Source organism: Amycolatopsis sp. NPDC041971 (assembly GCF_055588925.1).
In genome coordinates, this window is the sequence record NZ_JBVJCE010000005.1 from 125,228 (window position 1) to 148,917 (window position 23,690).

At 68.3% G+C, this 23,690-nt stretch carries 22 protein-coding genes; 9 read left to right on the forward strand and 13 right to left on the reverse strand.

Annotated elements, in window-relative coordinates:
* Positions 1–126 carry a hypothetical protein gene (locus tag ACZ6DT_RS13325; RefSeq protein ID WP_465593330.1) on the reverse strand — a complete coding sequence of 42 codons (126 nt, stop codon included), beginning with the start codon at positions 124–126 and terminating at the stop codon, positions 1–3.
* A gap of 98 nt (positions 127–224) precedes the next feature.
* On the opposite strand from ACZ6DT_RS13325, the gene ACZ6DT_RS13330 reads away from it, so the two are divergent.
* Together ACZ6DT_RS13330 and ACZ6DT_RS13335 are read left to right on the forward strand one after the other, a co-directional pair.
* Positions 225–1,661 (forward strand): MFS transporter, encoded by a 1,437-nt coding sequence (locus ACZ6DT_RS13330; RefSeq protein ID WP_465593333.1) that lies wholly within the window; start codon positions 225–227, stop codon positions 1,659–1,661.
* Between the two features lie 252 nt (positions 1,662–1,913).
* Positions 1,914–2,789: an alpha/beta fold hydrolase gene (locus tag ACZ6DT_RS13335; RefSeq protein ID WP_465593336.1), complete on the forward strand. Its 876-nt coding sequence runs from the start codon at positions 1,914–1,916 to the stop codon at positions 2,787–2,789.
* Here ACZ6DT_RS13335 and ddaH read toward each other — a convergent pair.
* The 6 genes from ddaH to ACZ6DT_RS13365 form a co-directional block, all read right to left on the reverse strand.
* Positions 2,720–3,580, reverse strand: a complete 861-nt coding sequence (ddaH, locus tag ACZ6DT_RS13340) for a dimethylargininase (RefSeq protein ID WP_465593339.1) — start codon at positions 3,578–3,580, stop codon at positions 2,720–2,722. The two genes, ACZ6DT_RS13335 and ddaH, sit on opposite strands and share 70 nt — an antisense overlap.
* A gap of 23 nt (positions 3,581–3,603) precedes the next feature.
* Entirely contained in the window at positions 3,604–4,266 is a 663-nt protein-coding gene (locus ACZ6DT_RS13345) for a DUF6875 domain-containing protein (RefSeq protein WP_465593342.1), read from the reverse strand.
* Entirely contained in the window at positions 4,263–5,642 is a 1,380-nt protein-coding gene (locus ACZ6DT_RS13350) for an FAD-binding oxidoreductase (protein ID WP_465593345.1), read from the reverse strand. The genes ACZ6DT_RS13345 and ACZ6DT_RS13350 overlap by 4 nt, the downstream gene beginning before the upstream one ends.
* Positions 5,642–5,965 carry an avidin-fold protein gene (locus ACZ6DT_RS13355; protein WP_465593348.1) on the reverse strand — a complete coding sequence of 108 codons (324 nt, stop codon included), beginning with the start codon at positions 5,963–5,965 and terminating at the stop codon, positions 5,642–5,644. The genes ACZ6DT_RS13350 and ACZ6DT_RS13355 overlap by 1 nt, the downstream gene beginning before the upstream one ends.
* A complete protein-coding gene (locus ACZ6DT_RS13360; RefSeq protein WP_465593351.1) occupies positions 5,958–6,359 on the reverse strand; it encodes a cupin domain-containing protein in 402 nt (133 codons plus the stop codon). Before ACZ6DT_RS13360 ends, ACZ6DT_RS13355 begins: the two co-directional genes overlap by 8 nt.
* Positions 6,360–6,467: 108 nt before the next feature.
* Positions 6,468–7,232: a LuxR C-terminal-related transcriptional regulator gene (locus ACZ6DT_RS13365; protein WP_465593354.1), complete on the reverse strand. Its 765-nt coding sequence runs from the start codon at positions 7,230–7,232 to the stop codon at positions 6,468–6,470.
* Between the two features lie 479 nt (positions 7,233–7,711).
* Between ACZ6DT_RS13365 and ACZ6DT_RS13370 the strand changes: the two genes are divergently transcribed.
* Genes ACZ6DT_RS13370 through ACZ6DT_RS13385 form a run of 4 tightly spaced genes read left to right on the forward strand, consistent with a single transcriptional unit; the run spans position 7,712 to position 12,873 of the window.
* A complete protein-coding gene (locus ACZ6DT_RS13370) occupies positions 7,712–8,992 on the forward strand; it encodes a SidA/IucD/PvdA family monooxygenase (protein WP_465593356.1) in 1,281 nt (426 codons plus the stop codon).
* Entirely contained in the window at positions 8,992–10,518 is a 1,527-nt protein-coding gene (locus ACZ6DT_RS13375) for a class I tRNA ligase family protein (protein WP_465593359.1), read from the forward strand. The genes ACZ6DT_RS13370 and ACZ6DT_RS13375 overlap by 1 nt, the downstream gene beginning before the upstream one ends.
* Positions 10,518–11,552: an NAD(P)/FAD-dependent oxidoreductase gene (locus ACZ6DT_RS13380; RefSeq protein WP_465593362.1), complete on the forward strand. Its 1,035-nt coding sequence runs from the start codon at positions 10,518–10,520 to the stop codon at positions 11,550–11,552. The genes ACZ6DT_RS13375 and ACZ6DT_RS13380 overlap by 1 nt, the downstream gene beginning before the upstream one ends.
* A gap of 16 nt (positions 11,553–11,568) precedes the next feature.
* Positions 11,569–12,873 carry an FAD-dependent oxidoreductase gene (locus ACZ6DT_RS13385; RefSeq protein ID WP_465593365.1) on the forward strand — a complete coding sequence of 435 codons (1,305 nt, stop codon included), beginning with the start codon at positions 11,569–11,571 and terminating at the stop codon, positions 12,871–12,873.
* 79 nt (positions 12,874–12,952) lie between these two features.
* Here ACZ6DT_RS13385 and ACZ6DT_RS13390 read toward each other — a convergent pair whose 3' ends face one another.
* From ACZ6DT_RS13390 to ACZ6DT_RS13410, 5 genes are all read right to left on the reverse strand, one after another.
* Positions 12,953–14,209, reverse strand: coding sequence for an ATP-grasp domain-containing protein (locus tag ACZ6DT_RS13390; protein ID WP_465593367.1), 1,257 nt, complete (start codon positions 14,207–14,209; stop codon positions 12,953–12,955).
* Positions 14,202–15,461, reverse strand: coding sequence for an acyl-CoA dehydrogenase family protein (locus tag ACZ6DT_RS13395; protein WP_465593369.1), 1,260 nt, complete (start codon positions 15,459–15,461; stop codon positions 14,202–14,204). The genes ACZ6DT_RS13390 and ACZ6DT_RS13395 overlap by 8 nt, the downstream gene beginning before the upstream one ends.
* Complete coding sequence (locus tag ACZ6DT_RS13400) at positions 15,458–16,774, reverse strand: ATP-grasp domain-containing protein (RefSeq protein ID WP_465593371.1); 1,317 nt, start codon at positions 16,772–16,774, stop codon at positions 15,458–15,460. The genes ACZ6DT_RS13395 and ACZ6DT_RS13400 overlap by 4 nt, the downstream gene beginning before the upstream one ends.
* Positions 16,771–18,030, reverse strand: coding sequence for an MFS transporter (locus ACZ6DT_RS13405; protein WP_465593374.1), 1,260 nt, complete (start codon positions 18,028–18,030; stop codon positions 16,771–16,773). The genes ACZ6DT_RS13400 and ACZ6DT_RS13405 overlap by 4 nt, the downstream gene beginning before the upstream one ends.
* A 360-nt stretch (positions 18,031–18,390) precedes the next feature.
* Positions 18,391–19,443 carry an aldo/keto reductase gene (locus ACZ6DT_RS13410; protein ID WP_465593377.1) on the reverse strand — a complete coding sequence of 351 codons (1,053 nt, stop codon included), beginning with the start codon at positions 19,441–19,443 and terminating at the stop codon, positions 18,391–18,393.
* A 117-nt stretch (positions 19,444–19,560) separates the two neighbouring features.
* Here ACZ6DT_RS13410 and ACZ6DT_RS13415 point away from each other — a divergent pair, with 117 nt between their 5' ends.
* Positions 19,561–20,427: a helix-turn-helix transcriptional regulator gene (locus ACZ6DT_RS13415; RefSeq protein ID WP_465593380.1), complete on the forward strand. Its 867-nt coding sequence runs from the start codon at positions 19,561–19,563 to the stop codon at positions 20,425–20,427.
* Positions 20,428–20,448: 21 nt separating this feature from the next.
* On the opposite strand, the gene ACZ6DT_RS13420 is transcribed toward ACZ6DT_RS13415, so the two are convergent.
* Positions 20,449–21,573 carry a S1 family peptidase gene (locus ACZ6DT_RS13420; protein WP_465593383.1) on the reverse strand — a complete coding sequence of 375 codons (1,125 nt, stop codon included), beginning with the start codon at positions 21,571–21,573 and terminating at the stop codon, positions 20,449–20,451.
* A gap of 207 nt (positions 21,574–21,780) precedes the next feature.
* Here ACZ6DT_RS13420 and ACZ6DT_RS13425 point away from each other — a divergent pair, with 207 nt between their 5' ends.
* Both ACZ6DT_RS13425 and ACZ6DT_RS13430 read left to right on the forward strand, forming a co-directional pair.
* Complete coding sequence (locus ACZ6DT_RS13425) at positions 21,781–23,430, forward strand: fatty acyl-AMP ligase (RefSeq protein ID WP_465593386.1); 1,650 nt, start codon at positions 21,781–21,783, stop codon at positions 23,428–23,430.
* Positions 23,423–23,686 (forward strand): acyl carrier protein, encoded by a 264-nt coding sequence (locus ACZ6DT_RS13430; protein ID WP_465593389.1) that lies wholly within the window; start codon positions 23,423–23,425, stop codon positions 23,684–23,686. Before ACZ6DT_RS13425 ends, ACZ6DT_RS13430 begins: the two co-directional genes overlap by 8 nt.
* The last annotated feature ends 4 nt before the right edge of the window (positions 23,687–23,690 follow it).

A 23,690-nucleotide genomic window follows, 5' to 3' on the forward strand; every position in this document is an offset into this window, starting at 1 on the left:
TCACCTGGTCGCCGGCACCGCGGCGGCCGCCACTCCGCTCGTCACCGAGGACAGCTTCGCCCTCGGCTTCGCCCACATGAGCGTGATCACGATCGCCGACCGCGGTGTGAGCAGTACTACACACATACCCCCTAGGGGTACTTGCGCCAGCCGCGTCCGGAGGTCTAGGTTCAGCTCCGTCAGATACCCCCTAGGGGTAAGTAAGTCTCGAAAGGACGGTCGTCATGGCGGAGACAACCCCGGACCCACGACGGTGGTGGGCGCTGGGACTCATCGCGTTGGCCCAGTTCATGGTCATCATGGACACCTCGATCATCGGCGTCGCTCTCCCCGCCATGCAGCAGGACCTCGGGTTCTCCCCGGGAGACCTGTCATGGGTGTTCAACGCCTACGTCATCGCGCTCGCCGGGCTGCTGCTGCTCGGCGGACGTCTCTCGGACCTGTTCGGCGCGCGGAAGATGTTCACCGCGGGCTGGGTGGTCACCCTCGGCGGTTCGGTGGTCGCCGCGGTCGCGGGCACCGCGTGGGTCGAACTGCTCGGCCGGGTACTGCAAGGCGCGGGAGCGGCCTTGATCGCGCCGTCCGCGCTGACCCTGCTGATGATGCTGTTCGGCGCGCGTCCCCGTGAGCTGACGAAGGCGCTCGCGCTTTACGGCGCGGCCGCTCCCGCTGGTGGTACCGCCGGGGTGTTCCTCGGCGGCGTGATCACCGAGTGGCTGTCGTGGCCGTGGATCTTCTGGCTCTACGTCCCGATTTCCCTGGTCGCCATCGCGGCGACGGGCAAGCTGATGCCGTCCGCTCCCACCCGGCGTGGTTCGGTCGACCTGGCCGGCGCCGTCGCGGCGACCGCGGGTCTCGGGCTGACCGTGTTCGGTGTCGTGCGGGCACCGGAAGCGGGCTGGGACGCGGCGGGCACCTGGGGCGCGCTGGCAGGCGGCATCGTGTTGCTCGCGGTGTTCGTGGTGATCCAGCGCAAACGGGAAGTTCCGTTGGTGCGGCTGGGTATTTTCCGGACGCCGAACCTCGGTGGCGCGAACCTGGCCCAGTTCCTGCTCGGTGCGGCGTGGATCCCGATGTGGTACTTCCTCAACCTGTACCTGCAGCAGGTCCTCGGATACGGGGCTTTCGCCAGTGGTGCGGCGTTGCTGCCGATGACGGTGCTGATCGTCGTGTTGATGGTTGCCGTCGCACCGAAACTGATCGGCCGGTTCGGGCCGAAGAAGATGATCATCGGTGGCTTGTGGGCGCTCGCGGCGGGTCTGGTGTGGCTGTCGTTCGTCAGCCCGACCGGCGACTTCGTCGTCGACGTCCTGCCCGCGTCGCTGGTCGCGGCACTCGGTCAGGCGCTGGCGTTCATCCCGTCGCTGGGCACCGCGATCTCGAGCGCGAAGCCGGAGGAAGGCGGTCTCGCGTCGGGCATCGTGAACACCTCGTACCAGATCGGGTCGGCGCTCGGTCTGGCCGCGATGACCGCGGTCGGCGTGTCCTTCGGCGCGGGGCGGATCGGTGACCCGGTCGCGCTGACCGGCGGGTACTCGGCGGCGTTCCTCGGGGCCGCGGGCATCGCGATCGCGGGTGGCTTCCTGGCCATGGCCACCCTGCGCGCTCCGAAGCCCGAGCCCAGTGATGTCGGCGGAGGTGAACCGGCGGTGCCGCGATGACCGGCACCCTTGGTCGCGTGCGCTGCCCCGGGTACGACGAGACACAGGTTCCCAATGTCGCATTGGAGACGCTGAGGGTCTCTGATGCGACATTGGGAACAGCGGACCGCGACGGTGCCGAGCCGACGTCGCGAGTGAGCGAAGTGAGACACATCTGGTCCACCTTTACGACAAACTCGGCGTCGACAAGCCGTGCCGTTGCGGTGGGCGTCGCCACGGAACGGAGGATCATCCGCAACCGAAGGAGCACCCATGTTCCAGCAGCAGTTCGTGGACGTCGACGACGTCACGCTCCACCTCCGGTCCGATGGGCCCGAAACCGGTCCGGCGGCCTTGTTCCTCCATGGCTGGCCCGACCTCTGGTTCACGTTCGAGCCGCAGATGACCGCGCTCGCCGAGCGGGGCTACCGGGTACTGGCACCGGATCAGCGGGGTTATGGCCTGTCGTCCAAACCCGGCCTGGTCGCCGACTACCGGATGCCCGAGCTGGTCAAGGACATCGTGCTGCTCATCGAAGGGCAGCAGGCGGAGCCGGTGCACCTGGTCGGGCACGACTGGGGCGGGGCGGTGGCCTGGATGGTGGCGATCGAGCGACCCGACCTGGTCCGTTCGCTGACCATCGTCAACTGTCCGCATCCGCATGTCTTCGCCGAAGCACTGATCCGCAGCCCCGCCCAGTTGCTGCGGAGCTGGTACATGGTGGCGTTCCAGATCCCCGGCCTCGCCGAAACGATCCTCGGTGCCCGTGACGGCGCGGTTCTCGCGGCGATGCTGAAACACGGCGCCCGGCTGAGCGACGCCGACGTCGACCGGCACCGCGCCGCCTGGCGCCGGTCAGGTGCGATCCAACGGCCCTTGTTCTGGTACCGCGCGCTGTTCCGGACGATCTCGCCGTTCGACCGCGCCGCGCGCGCCGAACTCGACCGGCCGGTCCGCGTGCCGACCCAGCTCATCTGGGGACGCCGGGACGGCGCGTTCAGCAGGCGTCTCGTCGAACCCAGTGCCGCCTTGTGCGAGGAATCCCAAGTGCACTGGTTCGACGCGAAGCACTGGCCGCATCACGAAGAGCCGGAACGTGTCACCGAGTTGCTGGACACCTGGTTCGCACGGCACGCGGACCGGACCTGATCCGGCCGGAGTTCCAGCGTGCAGCATTTGACGCTCCCGCCGCCCTTGAGCAGCTCCGAAAGATCGGCGCCGATCGGTTCGAAGCCGCGCTCGCGCAGCTGTGTGATCAACCCGGTCGCGGCCTGCGGCAGGATGACGTGCCGCCCGTCGGAGACCGCGTTCAAGCCGAACGCCGCGGCGTCGGCGGCCGAAGCGATGATGGCGTCCGGGTACAGCTGTTCGAGTTGCCGCCGGCTGTCTTCGGTGAAGGCCGGCGGGAAGTACATGATCAGGTCGTCGTCCAGGACGGTCAGGGCGGTGTCCAGATGGTAGTGACGCGGGTCGGTCAAGGTCAGTCCCACCACCGGCACCCCGAAGAACTCGGCGCCCTCGTCGTGTGCGCGGCGGTCGGTGCGGAAACCCGAACCCGCCAGGATCCGGGAGCCCGCGACCAGGAAATCGCCTTCGCCCTCGTTGTGCCACCGGGCCTGCCGCACGTCGCGGTAACCGTGCCCGGTGAACCAGTTCAGGTACGCCGCGGATTCCCGGCGGCGGTGCCGGTGGTGGAAGTGCGCGACCAGTACCTTGCCGTTCACCACGGTGGCACCGTTGGCCGCGTACACCATGTCCGGCAGACCCGGCACCGGGTCGAGCAGGTCCACCCGGTGGCCCAGTTCGACGTAAAGGTCACGTAGCCATTCCCACTGGGTGATCGCGAGCCGGGTGTCGGTGGGTTTGCTCGGATCCATCCACGGGTTGATCGAGTACTCGACGTCGAAGTACGCCGGCCGGACCATGAGGTAGTGCCGCATGAGTTGTTCTCCCCCGGGGGTGATCAGGCTGTCTGCAAAGATTTCTTGTTGCCCACCAGCCGGTTGACCAGCTGATCGCGGATGCGGGGCGGGATGTCCGGGGCGAACCGCCGGAGATAGCTCTCGGCGTGCACCGCGTCGTCCATCAGGAACGGCAGGTCGAAGACGACCAGTTTGCGGATGGCCAGCAACGGCACCGGCGCGCGCAGCGCCTTGAACTTCTCGTTCCACAGGCCGGGTTGTTCACAGACCGGATGGAACTGCCCGATCATCAAGCCGTCGTCGACGAACTTGTCCTTCGCCTCACGCTGCAGGTCGTCCAGTCCTGTCGCGTCCTGATAGTCCAGTTGCGGCAGGACGAGGAGAATCGTCAGCAGTTCCCGTTCGGCGGGCGAGGTCTTGGCGGAAAGCCTTTCGTACCAAGAACGCAGGCTCTCGATCGCGTCGCGGACGTCGGTCTCGCCGTTCGTGGCGGTCAGTGCCGCCAGATAAAAGAGTCCTTTGTGGATCGACGGTTGCGTGTAGGGGCACACCGGCCCGTTCCGGCCCAGTTCCGGATGCGGCGACACCAGGTAGCGGCCCGCCCAGGCCAGGATCTCCTGGGCGTAGGGTCGATGCTCCGCCGGCATGGCGCCGTTCTCGACCTCGGCCGCCGTCCAGATGAGGACCTTGTCGTCGCCGATCATGATCCGATGCTTTGCGAGAAGGTGAAGACGCCGTCGGGATCGACCCGATCCTTGATCGCCTTCAGTCGTGGGTAGTTGACGCCGTAATAGGCGGTGCGCCAGTCCTCGAGATCCGGGTCGATGAAGTTCTGGAAAGCGCCGTCGGACACGTATGGCGACAACGCGTCGCCCAGGTCCGCCAGCCAGCGGAGGTTGGCGTCGACCGCGGCGGGCTCGTCGTTCTCGGCCCACGAAGTGTCCATGGACAACAGGAAGAGCGCGTTCCGGTGGGCGAACGCGGTCTCCGTCGCGCCCACCCGGTTGATCGCGCCACCCCAGGAGAACAGGGCCGCGCCACCACCGTCCGGATTGCCGCTGGGAGGCAGCCGGTCGACGAACGACAGCATCGTGTCGATCGCCTCGTCCGGCAGTGGCTCGGTGACGATGTTGGTCCGCACCGAGAACGCGCCCTCCGCGGTCTCGTGCAGCAGATCGTCCTTGGCCTCCCAGAAGGTCCGGTCCGCGAGATCCATGCGGATCGGCCGGGCGACGGACAGTACGGGGTCGAGGATATCCCGCAACTCCTCGGCCGCGCCGAGATGCTGTCCGATGGCGGACACGACGGCGTCCGACCCACCCGGCTTGCTGACGCCGATCCTGACCGCGAATTCGTCCGGCGCTCGCCGTGCGACCTCCTGCAGCACCGAAAAGACCTTCGGCGCGTCGGCGCGGTCCCACAACAGCAGGTAGCTGGCACAGTCCGCCACCGGCCTCGCCTGAAAGGTGAAGGACACGTTGACGCCGAAGTTCCCGCCACCGCCACCGCGACAGGCCCAGAACAGGTCGGCGTTGTTCTCCGCGTCGCACCGCAGAACCTGACCGTCCGCGGTCACCAGCGTGGTCGCCACGAGCGCGTCCGCGGTCAGCCCGAGCGCACGGGAGGTGGCCCCGCAGCCGCCGCCCAGGGTGAGGCCGGCGATACCGACCGAGGCTCCGTTGCCCAGCGCGAAGGCCATTTCGTACGGCTGGATCGCGGCGTAGACGTCCGCCATCCGCGCGCCGCCCGCGACCGTCACGAGCCCTGTCGATCCGTCCGCGGACACGGTGTTCATCGGGCCGAGGTCGATGACCAGGCCGGTGTTGACCGAATGGCCCGCGTAACTGTGCCCGCCACAACGGGCGACGACGTCGACACCGGTGTCGCGCGCCCACTCGATGGCGGTTCGTACGTCCGCGGTGTTCGCCACGGAGACGACACCGCTGGGGGTGATCCCGGCGAACCGTTTGTTGAACGGCACGCTGGCGTCACGGAATCCGATTTCTCCGGGGCGCCGCACGCGGCCGGTCACGGCGTGGTCGAGGCGTCGCCAATCCGCCTCGGATGGGCTGCGGGACACTAGCTCACCTCGTCGAGGTAGGAAACGCCGGTGGCGGCGTGCGGGCCGTAGCGCTCCCACGCCTCACGCAGGCGGAGGTGGCCGTCTTCGGTCACCTCCGGGGTGTTCACCGTGTGCCCGCAGATCACCTCACCGGTGGCGAGCACCAGGGTGTACCCCAGATGCAGGACCCCGTTCTCCCGCTGGGCGCCGGTGATCGACCCTCGCCGCACCTCGCCCCCGGCGAACTCGGACCAGACGACGTCGCCTTCTTGCCGGTACACGGCGATCGCTTCGGCGTCCCCGCCCGCTTTGCGGAATTTCCGCCCGTCGTAATCAATCATGGGACTCGGCCCGGGAGATCTCGTGGGAGACGAACTCGTCCGACATCGCCCGGTCCCACCAGATCGCGTAGTAGGAGAAGTCCTCGTCGTGCTCGTTGACGAGGTTGTGTTCGATCCCCGGTTTCAGGAATACGAGGTCGCCCGCCATGAACTCGTGCCGCTTTTCACCGGCGATCACCGCGGCCCTTCCGGCCATTCCGATGAAGATCTCGTGTTCGTGATGGGCGTGGGACACCGATACGTCACCGGGGCGCAGGACACACCAAGCCCCTCGAAACGGTGCTGTCAAACCGTTCCACGGATAAAGCAGCTTCATCTCCAAGCCGTAGGCCCGCGTCAGGTCCTCGTGTTCCAGCCTGCGGATGTCCACGACAGCGAGGTCTTGGTCAGTCACATCCCACTCCGATCAGCGTGCTTTTTCCGGTCCGGCGTTCGGTGCTGATCGAGGCTATGTTCGGCCGTCTTCCCGGAGATAGGGGAACTATTCCCGATTGCCGGTGAATCATCCGCGCCCGAGACCCGCGTCCCGCGCCAGCACGATCGCCTGTGCGCGATCGGCCACCCCGAGTTTGCCGAAGACCGCGGAAACGCGATTGCTGATGGTCTTCTGCGCGAGCGCCAGTTCGCGCGCGATGGCGCCGTTCGACTTTCCCGCGGCGACGCGGTCGAGCACTTCCCGTTCTCTGGTCGTCAGCTGGGGAAAGGGGTACGGCTCCGGGCCGCCGGCCGACCACATCAAGGTGCTGAACCGGCCGGCGATCGCCTTGCCGACGATCGCCTCGCCCGCGGCCACGACCTGGACGCCGCGGACGACCTGATCCAGATCGGTGCCCTTGATCAGATACCCGCGCGCGCCCGCCTGGATCGCCGATCTGATGGCGGTGTCGTCATCGACCGTGCTCAGCACCAGGACCCGGGTGTCCGGTGCGACGCGCGACACCCGGCTCACCACGTCGATGGCCGCGGCCTCGCCGAGCTGCGGGTCGACGACCAGTACGTCAGGCCGGTGCCGGAAGGTTTCCGCGATCGTCGCGTTCGCCGTCGCCGCTTCACCGATGACGACGATGCCGTCGACGAGTTCGAGTGCGGAGCGAACCCGGTAACGAACGGCCGGTTGACTGTCGGCGAGGAATACCGTCACCCATTCGGTGTCGGTATTTTCTTCACCCCTGCTTTGTTCGGGCAGCAGGCGCGCGGTGCGCCGCTGGTCATGGAGTTCCGCCGGCCACAAACGGGCGGTGTTACCGACACTGACGTGATTGTTCATCATTTTCCCCTATGCCTGCCGCTACTGAGCCTGCCTGATCGGCTCCGTTCGGTGAAGTGCGATGAAGGTGCCTGGTCGACCATGACGGAGATGAGGCTCGTCGGCCGCGTGAAGAGTCTATGCACTAGGTATCGAACGGATCCATACGACCGTTATGAACAATTGATCGCAATCAATTCTTTCGCCGGTGCGGACCTGGTCGGTCAAGTGAGAAGAAGCGGCACGCTTTCCATGCTCGGCCGAATGCGGCAACGTGACGCTGCCTTACGGGGCAGGCGGCGGCGCCTCTTGGGGCAGCGGAGAGGCCAGTCAGGGGGCCTCCCTGGAAAAAGGGAAATCATCCCTTTCGCCGGGCGGCCAGGTGTGCAGAGGGGACGACCTCGTCGAGATTCCCGGTTCGGCGGGAAAATCGGCCCTGTCGCCGGGGAAATGCCGATCCTTAGTGTCGGCGACCTATTCTGGACGAACGGGGTGTATCTGTGACTGAAATACAGGTGGGTTTGCTGGCGATCGGAGCCGGACCGGCGAACCTGGCGCTCGCGGTGGCCATCGAGGAGTCCGGGAATCCGGAGCTCGCCGAGCAGACGCTGCTGCTGGAGCAGAGCCCGGACATCAAATGGCAACGTGATCTGCTGATGCCGTGGGCGCGCAGCCAGGTCTCCTTCCTCAAGGATCTGGTGACTCTGCGGAACCCGCGCAGCAAGTTCTCGTTCCTCAACTTCCTGTACCAGGAGAACCGGCTCGACGAGTTCGTCAACCTGGGCACCTTCCATCCGTTCCGCTGGGAGTTCTCCGACTACCTGCAGTGGGTCGCGAAGTCGCTGGACAAGGTCCGCATCCGGTACGACGCCAGGGTTCAGCGCATCGAACCCGTGCGCGGCACCGACGGTTCGATCACCGGCTGGACCGCGACGCTCGCCGGAGGGGACACGATCCACTGCCGTGACCTCGTCGTGGGCGGTGGCCGGGACGCGAACGTGCCGGACGTCTTCGCCGATCTCCCGGCCGACCGGATCATCCACAGTGCCCAGTACCGGCGCCGGATCGCGGAGCTGCCGCCGGACGCCCCGCTGCGCGCCGTCGTGGTGGGCGGGGCACAGAGCGCGGCCGAGATGTTCATGGCGCTGCACGACAATCTGCCCAACAGCACCCGCACCATGATCGTGCGTTCGATCGGCCCGCAGAACTACCAGACCAGCAAATTCGTCAACGAGCTGTTCTTCCCGTCGTTCGTCGACCGCTTCTACGACAGCCCGGCCGAAGTCCGGGAACAGATGCTGGACGAGATGCGCCTGACCAACTACGCCGCGGCGGCCCCGCCGTTCCTCGACCACATGTACACCACGCTGTACCAGCAGCGCGGTCTCGGCGTGCAGCGTTCGCACGTGCGCACCCTGACCGAGGTGGTCGGCGCCAGGATCGAAGACGACGAGATCGTCCTCGATCTGCGCGACCGGACCAGCGGCAAGGTCGAGGCGTTGCAGTGCGATCTGGTACTCCTCGGCACCGGCTACGACCAGCGGATGCCCGCGATGGTGCGTGACCTGGCCGACAGTGTCGGCCTCGCGGAGATCTCGGTCAGCCGGTGCTACCGGGTCGATCTCGGCGATTCCGCTTGGGGCGCGGTGTATCTGCAGGGCGTCAACGAGGCGACACACGGCATCGCCGACTCGTTGATCAGCGTGCTGGCCCACCGTTCCCGCGACATCGTCGGCGATCTGCTCGCCCGCCGTGGCGCCACCGAATCGAGGACCGCCTGATGAACCGGCTGGTGGTGATCTCGCCGGCCCCGACGGCGAACGGCGACCTGCACCTCGGCCATCTCGCCGGTCCGTTCCTCGCCGCCGACGTCTGCGCCCGGTACGCCCGCGCGACCGGCACGGAAACCCTCTACGGCACCGGCATGCATTTCACCCAGAATTACATCGTCACCGCCGCCGCGCGGCTGGGTGTGACCCCGGAAGACCTGCGGGAACGTTCGGCGGAGCAGGTGCGGCAGACATTGGCCGCGATGGGCATCGAGGTCGACGGCTTCGGCTGTATCGGTGACAGGTTCACCAAGCTGGTCATGGACTTCTACGATCGCCTGCACGGGATGGGCAGGCTCGAGTTGCGGACCGTGCGTTTCCCGTTCCTGCCGAGCACCGGCGAGTACTTGATGGACGCCTACGTCACCGGCGGCTGCCCGTTCTGCCTCGCCGACGGGTACGCCGGGATCTGCGAGAGCTGTGGGTTGCCGGTCGCCCCCGGCGAACTGATCGAGCCGCGTTCGACGCTGCGTCCGGACGAGCCGTTGGAGTACCGGGAGGCGGACATCCTCGTCTTCCCGGTGGAGCGGTACCGCGCGGAACTGGAGGCGTACTTCGCCCGGATCCCGATGCGGCCCGGCATGGCCCGGCTCATCGAGTCCGCGATGGCGGGGCCGCTGCCGGACTTCCCGATCACCCAGCCGACGTCGTGGGGTATCCCGGCGCCGTTCCCCGAGGTGGCAGGGCAGGTGATCTACCCGCATATGGAGGGCATGCCGTGGAGCATGTTCACCACCGCGCTGGCCGCCGAGAAACGCGGCGCGGTGCTGGCCGCCGATGACGAGCTGTGGCGGGCGGACTCCGGTTCGACCGTGGTGTACTTCCTCGGCCTGGACGCGACGTACCCGTTCGCGGTCGTGGGCACGGCGATGCTCACCGCGCTCGGCGGCCATGTGCTTCCGGCGCAGTACGTCACCAACGAGTTCTACGAGCTGGCCAACGAGAAGTTCTCCACCAGCCGCGGACATGTGGTGTCCGGCCGCGAACTGGCCACCGAGGTGCCGCGCGACCTCATCCGCTTCCACCTTTGCGCCACCAGCCCCGAATACCAGCGCACCGACTTCACCCACGAGGCGCTGCTCCGGGTCAGCGAGACGCGGTTGACCGGACCGTGGAACCGGATCGCGGCGGTGGTCGACGAGTGGGTGGACCGCGGTCCACTGCCGGTCTCCGGCGACGCCCGGCGGACGGCGAAGCGGATGACCGAGCGGTTCACCGACGGCTACGAGCTCGAGCGGTTCAGCCTGACCGCCGTCGCGTCGACGCTCGCCGAACAGCTGGGGCGGCTGGACCGGCTGGCCGCCGCGACGACCGCAGAGACCGCGGGCGACCTCTGCCACCAGGTTAACGTGTTCCTGCGCTGTGCCGCGCCGATCCTGATCGATCTCGCCGCGGCGGCGCTGCCCGACACGACGTTGCCCGGACCGGTGGACGCGGACACGGTCGTCGCCGAGAAGCTGCCGCGGCTGGCAGGCTGATGGCCTCGGTCGCCGTCGTCGGTGCGGGCGTCACCGGATTGGTGACCGCGATCGGCTGCGCGCGGGCGGGCCACCGCGTGACCGTGTTCGACCGCGGTCCCGTCCCGAATCCCGCGTCGGCGTCGTCCGACCAGCACCGCGCCCTGCGGGTGCTGCGTCCGGACGACGTCGACGGCACCCGGCGGATGGCCGAGGCCCGCCGTCGTTGGCTGGAGCTGGAATCGTTGCTGCGGACGGAGATCTTCCGGCCGGTCGGCGTGGTCACGGCGGGCACGCGGGACGAGCTCGCGTCGGCGTTCGACACGGCGGGCCGTCTCGGGCTTCCCGCGGTCGCCGTGTCGCCGGACGCCTTGGCGCCCGTGGTGTTCCCCGCCGGGACCGTCGGGGTGCTCGACCCGGGCGCCGGCGTGCTGCTGGCGGACCGGTTCCTGCGCGCGGCGGCCGAATGGCTCGCCGCGCATCCCGCGGTGACCTTGCGGCCGCGATGCGCCGTCGTCGATGTCGACGACCATCGGGTGTCCGCGGCCGACGGGACCGTGGTGGAGGCGGACCTCGTGCTGGTCGCGGCGGGACCGGGGAACACCGAATTGGTCGAGCGGCCCGCCACGCTGTACCGGCAGACCATGGTCTACCTGCGGCCGCCACGGGAGCTGGCGGGCTGGTGGACGTCGGCTCCCGGGGTCGGCCGGATCGGTGCGGGCCGTACGGCCTGGCTGCTGCCACCCGGCGGGGGCACCCTGCTCAAGATCAGCTCGGACGCGGTGTGCCGGGAGGTCGCGGCCACCACGGAGCGGGAACGCGGACCGTGGGCGGATCGGCTGCTCGCCGAGCCGATCCTCACCGACGCCGCGGACTACGCCGTCGTCGCCGTGCGGGACTGCCACTACGCGGCCGATCCCGTCGGCGGCGGACCGATGCTCGTCCGGATCCGTCCGTCAGTTTGGTCCCGTCCCGCCTGCGGCGGCACCGGTTTCGCCACCGCACCGCTCGTCGCCGAGGAGATCCTCGGCGCTGTCATGGAGGTCAAGGCTTGAACAAGGGGAGTGCATAGTGGAGTTCACGATTGTGGGCGCCGGGATGGCGGGTGCGTTCCTGGCGCTTTCGCTGGGCAGGCAAGGGCATGCGGTGACGGTGTACGACCGCAGGCCGGATCCCCGCGAGACCGCCAGCGCCGCGACGTCCATGAACCTCGGGCTGTCCCGGCGCGGCCTGGCGGCGCTGGATCGCCTGGGGTTGTCGGACGAGGTGAGACGGCTCGTCGTGCCGATGCGGGGGCGGATGCTGCACAACCCCGACGGCGGACTGCGGTTCTCGGCCTACGGCGAGGGCGGCATCCTGGCCATCCAGCGCCAGGACCTGAGCGCGGTCCTGGTGGACGCGGCCGGCCGGGTGCCCGGGGTGCGGTTCGTGTTCGACACGCGGTGCACCGGAGTGGACCGCGACCTGCCCTCGGTGTCCTTTGTGGACCCCGAGGGACGGGCACTCGTGGTGAAGCCGGATGTCGTGGTGGGCGCGGACGGCGCGTTCTCGGCCGTCCGTCGCTCCATGCACCACGAACAGCGTGCGGAGTTCTCGCAGCGCTATCTCGAATGGGGCTGGCGGGAACTGCACATCCCGGCGGCCGCGGACGGCGGCCATCGCATGGCCGACGACGTCTTCCATCTGTGGCCCCGCGGCGACATCATGATGTTCGCTCACCCCAACCGCGACGGCTCCTTCACCTGTTCCTGTGTCCTGCCGTTCCACGGTCCCCACGGTTTCGACTCGCTGAGGACCGCGGAGGACGTGGAATCTCTGTTCCGCCGCCATTTCCCGGACGTCCTGTCGCTGGTCCCCGACCTCGGCGAGGAATTCCTGCGGCGGCCCACCTTCAATCTCGTCACCGTCAGCACCGCTCCATGGATCCACGAGGGGAAAGTCGTGCTGATCGGGGACGCCTGCCACGCCGTCTATCCTTTCCTGGCCCAGGGAATGAACTCCGCCTTCGAGGACGCGCTGGAACTGACGGACAGCCTCGCCCATCACCCGGGCGACACGACGGCGGCGCTGACGAGGTACTACACCCGCCGCAAGCCGAACACCGACGCGCTGGCGGACATGTCCCACCGCAACTTCGCCGAACTCCGCGACACCGTGCGCTCGCCGGCGGTCCGCCTGGAACGAGCCTGCGACACGGTGCTGGAGAAACTTCTCCGGCACCGCTGGATGCCACTGCACGCGATGATCACCAACACCACCGTTCCCTACGCCGAGGCATCGCGGCGGGCGACCCGCCAGCACCGGATCCTGAAGTACTCGGGTGCCGCGATCGTCGCGGCCGGTGCCGCCGCGGTGGCCCGACGGCTTCGTCCCTGAGTCTGGGCTTGGTGCTGAGGTACATGAAGGCCCCCTTCCTTGCGCCTGACGCAAGGAAGGGGGCCTTCATGTACTTGTCTCAAGGCTCCGGGGTGACCTCGATACGGATCAGGCCGGCGGCCTTTTCCGCGCGCTGCAACGCTTCGGCGGGGCTGTCCGCGACGGCCATCACCAAACCCGTCCGGTCCCAGGAGCTGCGCAGCCCGGTGAACCGGTGACCCGGCTTGACCTGGATGTCCACCAGGAACACGCCTTCCACCCGCCGGGCCTGCTCGAGCCCGACGACGGCGTCGATGACGCCCGGCTCCATCGGCACGAAGCGGACAGCGGCGCCGCCCGTGGCGCGGCGAGGCAACTCGGGCAGCATTTCACCGCGCATCATCGCCACGTAGGAACGCAGCAGTTCCATCGAGTAGGCGCGGTCGATGGCCTCCATGATCCCGTCACCGGCGATCCGGCCGGCGCATTCCACCAGGTACGGCCGTCCGTCGGAGACGATCCACTCGCAATGCAGGATGCCGTCGGCGAATCCGACGGCCTCGACGACCTGGCAGGTCAGTTCCGCGAGTTCCTCGGTGAGGTCGCCGGGAATGTCGGCCGGCACGATATGGGCCAGCTCCACCGGCCGCGGGCCGGGGTAGAGCTGTTTGCCGGTGACATTGGCGAACAGCTGCCGCCCGTCGCGGACGAGCATCTCGACGCTGTACTCGGGGCCGGGCACGAACCGTTCGACCAGCATGGACAGTTCCATCGGCCGGTCGGGGACGAAGATGCCCTCGTCCTGTTCGACGCAGCTCGCCCAGGCCTGCTCGACCTCGCCGGGGTCACGGATGATCTGCGTGCCGACCGCGGCCTGCCGGTTCGCCGGTTTGAGCACCACCGGGCCGGGATGGGCGCGCAGGAACGCCAGCACGTCCGCCGGGGAGGTCACGGTGGCGCTCTCCGGGTTGGCCAGTCCGGCGGCCGCGCTGACCTTCCGCAGCATCGCCTTGTCCCGCAGGATCTGCGCGGCCCCCAGGGTCGCGCCCGGCAGGCCGTAGCGTTCGGCGAGCCGGGCGGCGAACGGGGTGGCGTACTCGATGAGCGGGATCACCGCGACCGGGTCCAGGTCCGGATGGGCGACGTAGAACTCGTCGGCCGAGCCGGGCCGGGCGTGTTCCCAGCCGATCAGTTCTCCGACCAGGGGAGATTCGGCCAGTCTGGTGCGCAGATCCCGTTTGCGGATGACGTCCGGCTCCTCGACGAGGACGACCGAACCGCCGGGTTCGGTGCCGGTCAGTGCCATCAGCACCGGCGTCACGAACCCGACGATCAGGATGGGCCGCTGCTCACGCATCGGACTCGGTCTTGGGCTTGTCGACGATGCCGAGCATGAACCGCATGGACGGCTTGGCGCCGACCAGATGCGCGCCGACCGTCTGGGTGACGCGGTCTCGCGCGGTCGGGTGCATGGCCATGGTCATCGAGTCCCGCAGCCACCGGTTCATCGGGTCGCCCGACCGGATGGCCGCGGTGCCGAGCAGATCACAGAGCCGCTGCACGACCCGCTTCGACATCTGGAAGGCCTGCCAGCCGGTCAGCGCCGGGGCGACCCGCTCGTCGGGGGTGAGATCGTCCAGCGTGCCGGTGCCGTCGGCGGTGACCTCCCATTGGCGCTCCAGCGCCTGGTACACGCCGGCCCGCGTCGTGCTGTAGTCGGCCTCGCATTCGGCCAATGTGATCTGGATGCGCTCGTTGTCCTTCCAAGCCAGGCCGCTCATCCGCCACGGCGAGCCCTTCAGCATGTCGACCCGTTCCATGGTGAGGCCGCGGACGTAGTCCAGCGCGGCCCTCGCCGTGCCGAGTGGGACGCCGCACATGCTGCGCTGGATCACGTCCGGCTGCACCAGCGGCCCGTTGGGCACCTTCGGATTGTCGAAGGTCAGGGTGTGGTTCTCCGGGACGAACACGTCCGTGATCGTGTAGTCGCTGCTGCCGGAGCCGCACAGGCCGAGGGTGTACCAGTTGTCGACGGATTCGATCTGGTCGCCGGGCACCATGAACAGCCGCGATTCGTGCGGGTTGCTGCCGTCCGGACTGGCGTAGGGCTCACCGTTTTCGAACACCATGGCCCCGGAGGCCACCCAATCGGCGTGTGTCGAGCCGCTGCCGAAACTCCAGCGGCCGGTGAGCCGGTAACCGCCGGGCACACGTTCCGCGTGTCCTGTCACGGGGAGCACCCCGGCGGAGTGCATGTCGATGCTGGTGAACATCCGGCGGGCTTCGTCCTGGTCGAGGAAGTTGGCGTGCAACCCGATGTCCGAGCCGAGTTTGGCGCACCAGCCGACGGACGCGTCGCCGTAGGAAAGCGCTTCGATCACCTCGGTCTGCTCCATCGAGGTCATCTCGGGACCGCCCCACTCCCGGCTGAAGCCGATCCGGAAGACACCGGCGTCGCGCAGCAACTCGACCACGTCCGCGGGCAGGCTCCGGTTCTTTTCGATTTCCGCCGCCCGCTCGCGCAGGATCGGCGCGAGCGCCTTCGCGTTCGCGAGGATCTGCGCGCCGGTCAGCGGCCTGTCGGTGCGGACGGGTTCGGTCATGGTCATGCGGAAACTCCCTCGTGTTCGTCGACGTCGAGCAGCCCGGCGGGCATCTCGAAGGCGGTACCGGGTGCTGGTGGGTCCACCGGATCGGCGTCGACCCGCACCAGGGCGGCGGCCGCTGCCAGTCGCTGGGCGCAGGTCTCCCGGTCATCGGCTTCGCACACCACGAACGAATGCCGGGCGATGTAGCCGCCGGGCGGCAGCCGCAGAGTGGTCCCCGGGTCGACCATCGGCGACGCGACGACCAGACCCGGCGTTTCGGCGGGGACCGTGACCTCGTGGACCAGGCAGTCGTGATCCGGGTAGCCGAACCGGATCCCGGCGACGGCGTGCCGGGTCGGAGCGATGACCGGCCGTTGCCCGGTCGCGACGGCGAACAGGATCTCGCCGGGGTCGAGACCGGTGGCGGTCCTGCCGAGGAACGGGATCAGGTCACCACCGAGGCGCCCGTTGATCTCGATGATCAGCGGGCCGCGGTCGGTCAGCCGGACCTCGGAATGGGTGATGCCGTCCTGCACACCGAGCGCGCGATGCGCCCGCGCCAGGACGTCCATCAGCTCGGTGTCGCGCAGCAGCGGATCGCCGGCGTCGACGACGTGCCCGATCTCCTCGAAGTACGGCTGATCACCGGTTTCCTTGCGGGCCACGAACATCGGCAGGTACTCGCCCTTGTGCACGGCGGCGTCGATGCTGATCTCGGGGCCGGAAACGTAGCCCTCCACGATCGCGCCGCCGCCGTAGCGGCTCTGGTCGACGGTGGCGGCGCCCATGGCGACCCCGAACGCGGCGTCCATTTCGGACTCGTCGGCGGCGTACACCACGCCGATGCTCGCGCCCATCGCCCTCGGCTTGAGCACCACCGGATACCCGATCCGGGCAGCCGCGGCACGGGCCTCGTCGAGACCGGTGGTCAGGGCGTATCCCGGCTGCGGCAATCCTTCCGCGGTCAGCACGGTGCGGGTGCGATTCTTGTCGCGGCAGCCGCGGACGCCGTCGACGCTCAATCCGGGGACCCCGAGCTCGGCGGCGAGTTCGCCCGCGGCGAGCACGACCGGTTCGTCCCAGCACATCAGGCCGGCGATCCGGTGCCGTCCGGCGACCTCGCGGGCGGCGGCGAGCATCTCGTCCGCGTCGAACACGTCGGTGTGGACGATCTCGTCGAAATACGCGTGCTGCCAGGTGGGTTTGAGATTGTTCAGCAGCACCAGGCCGAGTCCGGCCTCGCGGGCACACCGGTGGATGGACGAGACCAGATACTCGCGGTACAACTTCAGTCCGCTGCCGATGATCAGCAGGACACCGTTGGATTCGTTCATGGTCGCTCTCCCACGACTTCCGGCTCGGGTTCGGCCACCTTTTCCGCCACGGGTGGTTGTTTGAGGCCGTAGATGTGCATCGATCCGGCGATGACGGACAACACCGCGCAGAACCCCCAGAACCCCGGGCCGCCGAATTCGCTCCAGAGATACAGCCCCAGCACCGGCCCGATGGTCGCGGCCACCCCGGACAACGTCTCCTTCGTCGCGATGTAGCGGCTTCTCAGCTCAACCGGGAAAGTCGCCGGATGGGAGGCCGTGCTCGGTCCGTGGATCATCAACCCGGACACCGCCAGCAAGGCGCCGGCGATCACGAAGAACTGATGCTGCGCGATCAGCCCGTAGAGCGCGAATCCCAGCGCGCTCACCAGATTGCCGAACAGACCGGCGAGATTCTTCGGGATCCGGACGATGTAGGTGGTGATCTTCAGTTCACAGGTGATCAGCACGACCGAGGAGATCACCAGCACCGTGCTGTACAACCCCACCGGATAGCCGGCGTCGACGATGTTCAACGGCAGCACCGCGACCCAGCCGGCGTAGATCATCATGCCGAACAGGCCCGCCACCAGATAACACAGGAAACGGGTGTCCCGGATCATCGTCCCGTACACCGCGCGGGCGCTCAGCGCGGGAGGAGCGTCGGCTTTGGACTCGTGCGGGGTCTTGCTTCCCTTCGGCAGCAACACGAACGCCAGCAATGCCCACAGTGCCGCCGTCATACCGTCCAGCCAGAACAGCAGATCCCAGTTCACCTGGATGACCACGGCGGCGATCAGCGGTGCCACGGCCGCGCCGATGTTCAGCGCGATGCGCATCATCGAGAAGCCCATGACCTTGTGCTCTTCCGGCATGTACTCCGCGAGCAGCACCGCGGCCGCCGGCCGGTACGCCTGGATCGCCAGCCCGGACAGCGCGACCGCCGTGACCAGCGCCCAAGGCGTGCCCCGGACCAGCGGGATCGACGCGACGAGCGGCGCCGCGCACGTCATCGCCGTCACGATCGTCGCGCGGCCACCGAACCGGTGGGTCAGTTCGCCGCCGAGCATGGCGCCGAAGATCGCCCCCACGCTGTACGCGGCGAGGCAGACCCCGGCGAAACCGACCGAGGTACCCCGGAACGTCAGATACAGGATCAGGAACGTCTGGACGAACGCGCCCAGCTGGTTGACCAGCACGCCGCCGAGCAGATATCTGACGGGGGCCGGGGTGGATCGCAGTACCGCGAAGACGCCGGTCCTCGTGGCGCCGCTCATGCGGCCCAGCCCGGCTTCGCCCGGTCGCCGATCACCGATACGTCGACTTCTCGCTCAGTCACACATCCTCCAGAGTCGGATACCCGCGAAGTTCACGAGACGTACCGGCGCGGGTCCAGTCCATGAGGAGGTGGTGCCGACGTGGCCGACCGGTGACCGAAGGCTAATTTCGGATCTTGCCCGGGAGGTAGGGGAACTGTTCCCGTCGGTTCGGGAATCTGGAGCGCCTTAGGACACCTTCCCCAAGTACATGAAGGACCCCTTCCTGTACCTAGGCGCAAGGAAGGGGTCCTTCATGTACTTACGCGAGGACCCTTCCCTGCCCGCCGATGCGGTCCTGGGAACGCCGGGACAACGTCGTCAGCGGCGCGGTTCGATCGTCATGTCGCCGCGCGTCAGCGCGAGGGTCGTGTCACGGGCGAGCACGTCGTGCGGGAAGCCGAGTTCGATCGCACTGGCCTCGTCGAGGCGGGCCAATTGCGGGCCGGTGAACTCGACGTCCAGCGCGCCGAGGTTGTCCTCCAGCTGGGCGGGGGTGCGGGCGCCGATGATCGGTGCCGTCACGCCCGGGTTCCGCAGGGTCCACGCCAGCCCGATCTGGGCGGGTGTGCGGCCGAGTTCCGTGGCGACCTCCTGCACGACATCGGCGATGGCGAGGTTGCGTTCGGTGAGCGTGCCCCGGGCGAGGTTGAAGTTCCTGCGGGTGCCGTCTTCGGACGGCGCCAGGTTGTCGCGGCTGTACTTGCCGGTGAGCACTCCGCCGGCCAGCGGCGAGTACGGGATCACACCCAGTCCCATCTCGCGTGCCATGGGGATCAGGTCACGTTCCCCGGTGCGTTCGATCAGGTTGTACTCGATCTGCAGCGCCACCAGCGGCGACCAGCCGCGCAGGTCGGCGATCGCCTGCATCCGCGACACCTCCCAGGCCGGGACGTTGGACATCGCCACGTACAGGACCTTGCCCTGCCGGACCAGATCGTCCATCCCGCGCAGGATCTCCTCGACCGGTGTCGTGAAATCCCACACGTGCAGGTAAAGCAGATCGATGTAGTCGGTGTTCAGCCGCCGCAGGCTGGTTTCCACCGACGCGAACAGGCTTTTGCGCTGGCCGCCGCCGGAATTCGGGTCGCCGGGGCGGCGCAGTGTCGTGTACTTCGTCGCCAGCACGAGGCTTTCGCGGTTGTCGCGGGCGAATTCGCCCAGCAGCCGTTCGGAGCTGCCGTTGGTGTAGGTGTTGGCGGTGTCGACGAAGTTGCCGCCGCGTTCGACGTAGGTGTCGAACAGCTCGCGTGCCTCGTCCCGTTCGGTGCCCCAGCCCCACTCGGTGCCGAAGGTCGCCGCGCCCAGCGCCAGCGGGGAGACCCGCAGCCCGGACCGGCCCAGCAACCGGTAGGTGTCGAGGGTGAGCGTCATCGTGTCCTCCTGTGCTTGTGATCCGTGGTCGAAGACGAGTCTGCGACCACCGCGAGCAGGGGTTAAGGGAGAGGACTTCCTGGGAACACCGGTCCCACCCTGGCTGTTGGACCGGGCATGACGATCTCCACCGTGGACACGACGCGGGAGCTGGCCGCGTTTCTGCGAACCCGGCGTGAACGCCTGGACCCGGACGATTTCGGTTTGCCGTCACGCCACCGGTCCCGGCGGACCCCGGGGCTTCGCCGGGAGGAGGTCGCCGAACTGGCGGGGGTCAGCATCGACTACATCGTGCGGCTGGAACAGGCCCGCGGGCTGCGGCCCTCCGCGGACGTGGTGGAGGCCTTGGCGCGGGCACTGCGCCTGGCCCCCGACGAACGCGCCTACCTCTTCGATCTGGCCCGGCAGCGTCCCCGTAACGCCGACAAGCTCGCGACCACCGCGGCGCCGCCGCTGGCCCGGCTGGTCGCCGACCTGTCACCGCTGCCGGCCATGCTGATGAACCACCGCTACGACATCCTGGCCTGGAACGAGGAAATGGCGAGGCTGCTGGTGGACTTCGACACCTTGCCGCCCTCGCAACGCAATTCGATGTGGCTGTGCCTCAAACATCCCGAAATTCGCGAGTTCTACGCGGACCGTGAACGCGTCGTCCGGGAGGGGATCGCTCATCTGCGTGCCGCGTGGGCCGCGCATCCGGACGATCGGGCCTTGACCGAGCTCATCGTCGAATTCACCGCCGACGAGGAATTCGCGCGGTTGTGGGCAGAACGTGACGTGAAGGTCAGCGGCCGCGGGCGCAAGGTGATGCGGCATCCCGAAGCCGGTGTGCTCGAACTGCACTACGAAGTGCTCACGCCCTTGCAGGATTCGGACCAGCGGCTGGTGATCTACCGCGCACTGGCCGAAGAGAGCCGCTCGGCGCTGGACCGGTTGTTCACCACAGGCGGGCAAGAGCGTGACCTTCCACCGTCGAAACGGTGAAAGGCCACGGACGGTGAAACGTCAAGCGGTGACGAGCGACAGGCCGTAGGTCTGCAGGATCTCGTTCACCGGCTGGAACCAGGTTTCGCCGCCGGAACGACAGTTGCCCCAGCCGCCGGAGGTAACGCCTTGTGCCTGGTCGCCGGTGATGAAGGAGCCGCCGGAGTCGCCGGGTTCCGCGCAGACGTCGGTGCGGGTCATCTGGTGGACCGCGCCTTGGGAGTAGTTGACCGTCTCGTTGTGCCCGAGCACGGTGCCGCAGTGCCAGTGCGTCGTCGAACCGGACCGGCACACCGAGGTGCCGACCGGCGCGACCCACGAGCCGCGGACGAGCGCGTCGCTCACGGTGCCCCAGCCGAGTACGACCGGTGCGGTCCACCAGCCGTTGCCGATCCGGATGAACGCGTAGTCGTTGCCGGGGAAGGAGGAGCCGGCGAAGCTGCCCATCGCCGAGCGGTCCCAGCCGACGACCGAGCTGCCGTTGCCGCCGCAGTGGCCGGCGCTGACGAATCCGCCGTGGACGGAGAAGCCGATCGAGCAGCGGGTGTTCCCGTTGATGTAGTACGGGTCGCCGCCGACGGTGCCCGCCGCGAACGGTTCGGCCTTGGGTGCGGTGACCACCGTGACCGGACCGGCTTTCCTTGCCCGGGACAGGAATTCGTCGACGTCGGAACCGTGCGCCCCCGGGCGCACCGCGATCACGACGCTACCGCTGCGCGGGTCGGCACGCCAGCCGCTGACGGCGGCGGGGGCGGGCCGGGTCTTGGTCGAGGAGTCGATCTCGGCCTTCGCCGCGTCGAGCCGGGCCGCGCTGACCGCGACCGCGGTGGGTTCGGCGCCGGCCCGCCGGACGGCGGCGGCCGCCGCCGGGTCGGTCACCCCGACGACGAGTTTGCCTCGCGCCGGGTCGAACCAGGCGCCGCCGAACGCCGCACCGGCGGCCTGCTGGGCGCTGGGCAGCACCTGTGAGGCGGTCATTTCCTGGGTGAGCCGGGTCGAGGCCCGCGCGGCGGTGAGCCCCAGGTCCCGCTGCATGGCGGCGATCAGTCCGGGGGAAGCCTGCGCGGTCGGGGCGAGGGCGGCGGAAGCGAGACTCGCGGTCAGGACGGCGGCACCGCCGACTGCCAGGGCGATTCTTCGACGCATGGTCTAGTCCTCCAAGGTCGGGGGAAAGAAACACACTGCCGCCGAGTGTGCGGCCGGGACCGGGGAAAGGGCGAGGAATGTCCGGTCTTCTGTCCGGAATTCACAAGAGCGAACGCCGGCGGACGGGCCAAGCTTTGTCTACTTAGGACGGTTGTTCACGCGGGCCCTCCGAGCGTCCTCTCGGTGCGTTCCAGTACGTTGCCGGACATGACCGCGTCGCCGGAAGATGTGCCGGAACAGGTGTTGCGCACCTCGATCGTCGAGCGGCTGTTCGCTCGCGAAGCCGACCCGCGCTCGCTGTTCACGTATCAGGACCACGGCGCCGGTCTGGACCACACGGTGACCTGGACGGAGTTCGTCTCCCAGGTGCGGATGGTCGCTGGAGCACTGCGCCGGGTCACACGGCCGGGTGATCGCGCCGCCGTGCTCACCGGCCAGGACCTGAACTACCCCTTGGCGTTCTTCGGGGCGCTCGCCGCCGGACTGGTGGCCGTACCGCTGATGGCTCCGGGCAGCCCTGCCCAGCGAGGCAGGCTCACCGGTGTGCTGGCGGACTGCGACGCCCGGATCTGGCTGACCTCCTCCGCCGCCGCCGCGAAAGTGCGGAAGGCGGGGACGCCCGAACAGCTGGTCGTGGTCGACGAACTCTCCGGGCCGAGGGTCGATCCGCTTCCCGTCACCCCCGAGAGCCCCGCCTACCTGCAGTACACGTCCGGGTCGACACGGGAGCCCGCCGGTGCCGTCATCCCGCACCGGGCGGTCGCCGCGGCCTGCTGGCAGGCGAGCCGCGCCTACTCCGTCGACGAGAACACGACCTGCGCCGGCTGGATCCCGTTCTTCCACGACATGGGCTTGATCCAGCTGCTGTGCCTGCCGGTCCACGCGGGAGCGCGATCGGTGTTCATGTCGCCCGCCGAGTTCGTGCACCGGCCCGTGAGATGGCTCCGCCAGCTCGCCGATCACCCGGCCGTGTTCACCGCCGCGCCGAACTTCGCGTTCGACCTGGCCGTCGAAGCCGCCGAAGAGGCGGGGGACGAGCTCGACCTCTCCGACGTCCGAGTCGCGCTCAACGGCGCCGAGCCGATCCGGCCAAATACGGTCGCGCGTTTTCTGGAGGCCTTCGGCCCGCGCGGATTCCGGCCGGAAGCCCACCGTCCGTCCTATGGCCTGGCCGAGGCCACTGTGTACGTCGCGAGCGCGGGTGCCGAAGGTCCACGGGGCGCGGTGTTCGACAGGGACGCCCTCGCTCAGGGCCGGGCGGTCGAGGCGCCGGACGGCCAGGAACTCGTCTCGGTCGGCCGTCCGCTCGGGCAGCGGGTCCGGATCGTTCGAGACGGGGTGGCGCGGCCCGACGGAATGGCCGGGGAGATCTGGATCCACGGACCGAACGTCGCCGCGGGATACTGGGGCCGCGGCGACGCCGCCGCGTTCGCGGGCGAACTCGACGGCCTCGGTGGCTGGCTGCGCACCGGTGACCTCGGCGTGGTCCACCGCGGCGACCTCTACATCACCGGCAGGCTCAAGGATCTCATCGTCATCGACGGCCGCAATTTCCATCCGCAGGACATCGAAGCGGTGGCGGGGGAAGCGCATCCGGCGATCCGCCGCGATCGCGTCGCCGCCTTCGGAATCTCGGACGAAAGGGGCGAAGGGGCGATGTTGGTAGCCGAATGGGCAAAGAACGCCGAAGCCGATATCAAAGAAGTCATCAGAGTGGTATTGCGCGCGGTGTCACGGGAACATGATCTGACGTTGCGATCGGTACGTCTGGTTCCCTCCGGTGACCTTCCGCGCACTTCCAGTGGCAAGGTCGCGCGTGCGGCGGCGAAGGCGCGTTATAGTCGGCCCCGTGGGTGATCACCGCGCGGAGGTCGTGAAGGTCGTCAGCGAGACTTTTCGGCTTGATCCCGCCGAAATCGAGTTCGACGCACCACTCGAAGAGCTGGGCATCGACTCCAAGGGACGGATAAAACTCCTGTCGGCGCTGGAGATCTACCACGACGTGAGCATTGATCTGGACCAGCTGGACCGGTTCACCGACATCGGGTCGGTGGCCGAAGTCCTCGCAGAGGCACTCGGCGGTATTGCCGGCGGATCCGACGAAAGGCGCTGAAAAG

Excerpts from the sequence above, each read along its gene's own strand:
- ACZ6DT_RS13325 (WP_465593330.1), bottom strand. The coding sequence starts at position 126 with ATGTGTGTAGTACTGCTCACACCGCGGTCGGCGATCGTGATCACGCTC.
- ACZ6DT_RS13330 (WP_465593333.1), top strand. The coding sequence starts at position 225 with ATGGCGGAGACAACCCCGGACCCACGACGGTGGTGGGCGCTGGGACTC.
- ACZ6DT_RS13335 (WP_465593336.1), top strand. The coding sequence starts at position 1,914 with ATGTTCCAGCAGCAGTTCGTGGACGTCGACGACGTCACGCTCCACCTC.
- ddaH (WP_465593339.1), bottom strand. The coding sequence starts at position 3,580 with ATGCGGCACTACCTCATGGTCCGGCCGGCGTACTTCGACGTCGAGTAC.
- ACZ6DT_RS13345 (WP_465593342.1), bottom strand. The coding sequence starts at position 4,266 with ATGATCGGCGACGACAAGGTCCTCATCTGGACGGCGGCCGAGGTCGAG.
- ACZ6DT_RS13355 (WP_465593348.1), bottom strand. The coding sequence starts at position 5,965 with ATGATTGATTACGACGGGCGGAAATTCCGCAAAGCGGGCGGGGACGCC.
- ACZ6DT_RS13365 (WP_465593354.1), bottom strand. The coding sequence starts at position 7,232 with ATGAACAATCACGTCAGTGTCGGTAACACCGCCCGTTTGTGGCCGGCG.
- ACZ6DT_RS13375 (WP_465593359.1), top strand. The coding sequence starts at position 8,992 with ATGAACCGGCTGGTGGTGATCTCGCCGGCCCCGACGGCGAACGGCGAC.
- ACZ6DT_RS13380 (WP_465593362.1), top strand. The coding sequence starts at position 10,518 with ATGGCCTCGGTCGCCGTCGTCGGTGCGGGCGTCACCGGATTGGTGACC.
- ACZ6DT_RS13390 (WP_465593367.1), bottom strand. The coding sequence starts at position 14,209 with ATGCGTGAGCAGCGGCCCATCCTGATCGTCGGGTTCGTGACGCCGGTG.
- ACZ6DT_RS13395 (WP_465593369.1), bottom strand. The coding sequence starts at position 15,461 with ATGACCATGACCGAACCCGTCCGCACCGACAGGCCGCTGACCGGCGCG.
- ACZ6DT_RS13400 (WP_465593371.1), bottom strand. The coding sequence starts at position 16,774 with ATGAACGAATCCAACGGTGTCCTGCTGATCATCGGCAGCGGACTGAAG.
- ACZ6DT_RS13405 (WP_465593374.1), bottom strand. The coding sequence starts at position 18,030 with ATGAGCGGCGCCACGAGGACCGGCGTCTTCGCGGTACTGCGATCCACC.
- ACZ6DT_RS13410 (WP_465593377.1), bottom strand. The coding sequence starts at position 19,443 with ATGACGCTCACCCTCGACACCTACCGGTTGCTGGGCCGGTCCGGGCTG.
- ACZ6DT_RS13415 (WP_465593380.1), top strand. The coding sequence starts at position 19,561 with ATGACGATCTCCACCGTGGACACGACGCGGGAGCTGGCCGCGTTTCTG.
- ACZ6DT_RS13420 (WP_465593383.1), bottom strand. The coding sequence starts at position 21,573 with ATGCGTCGAAGAATCGCCCTGGCAGTCGGCGGTGCCGCCGTCCTGACC.
- ACZ6DT_RS13425 (WP_465593386.1), top strand. The coding sequence starts at position 21,781 with ATGACCGCGTCGCCGGAAGATGTGCCGGAACAGGTGTTGCGCACCTCG.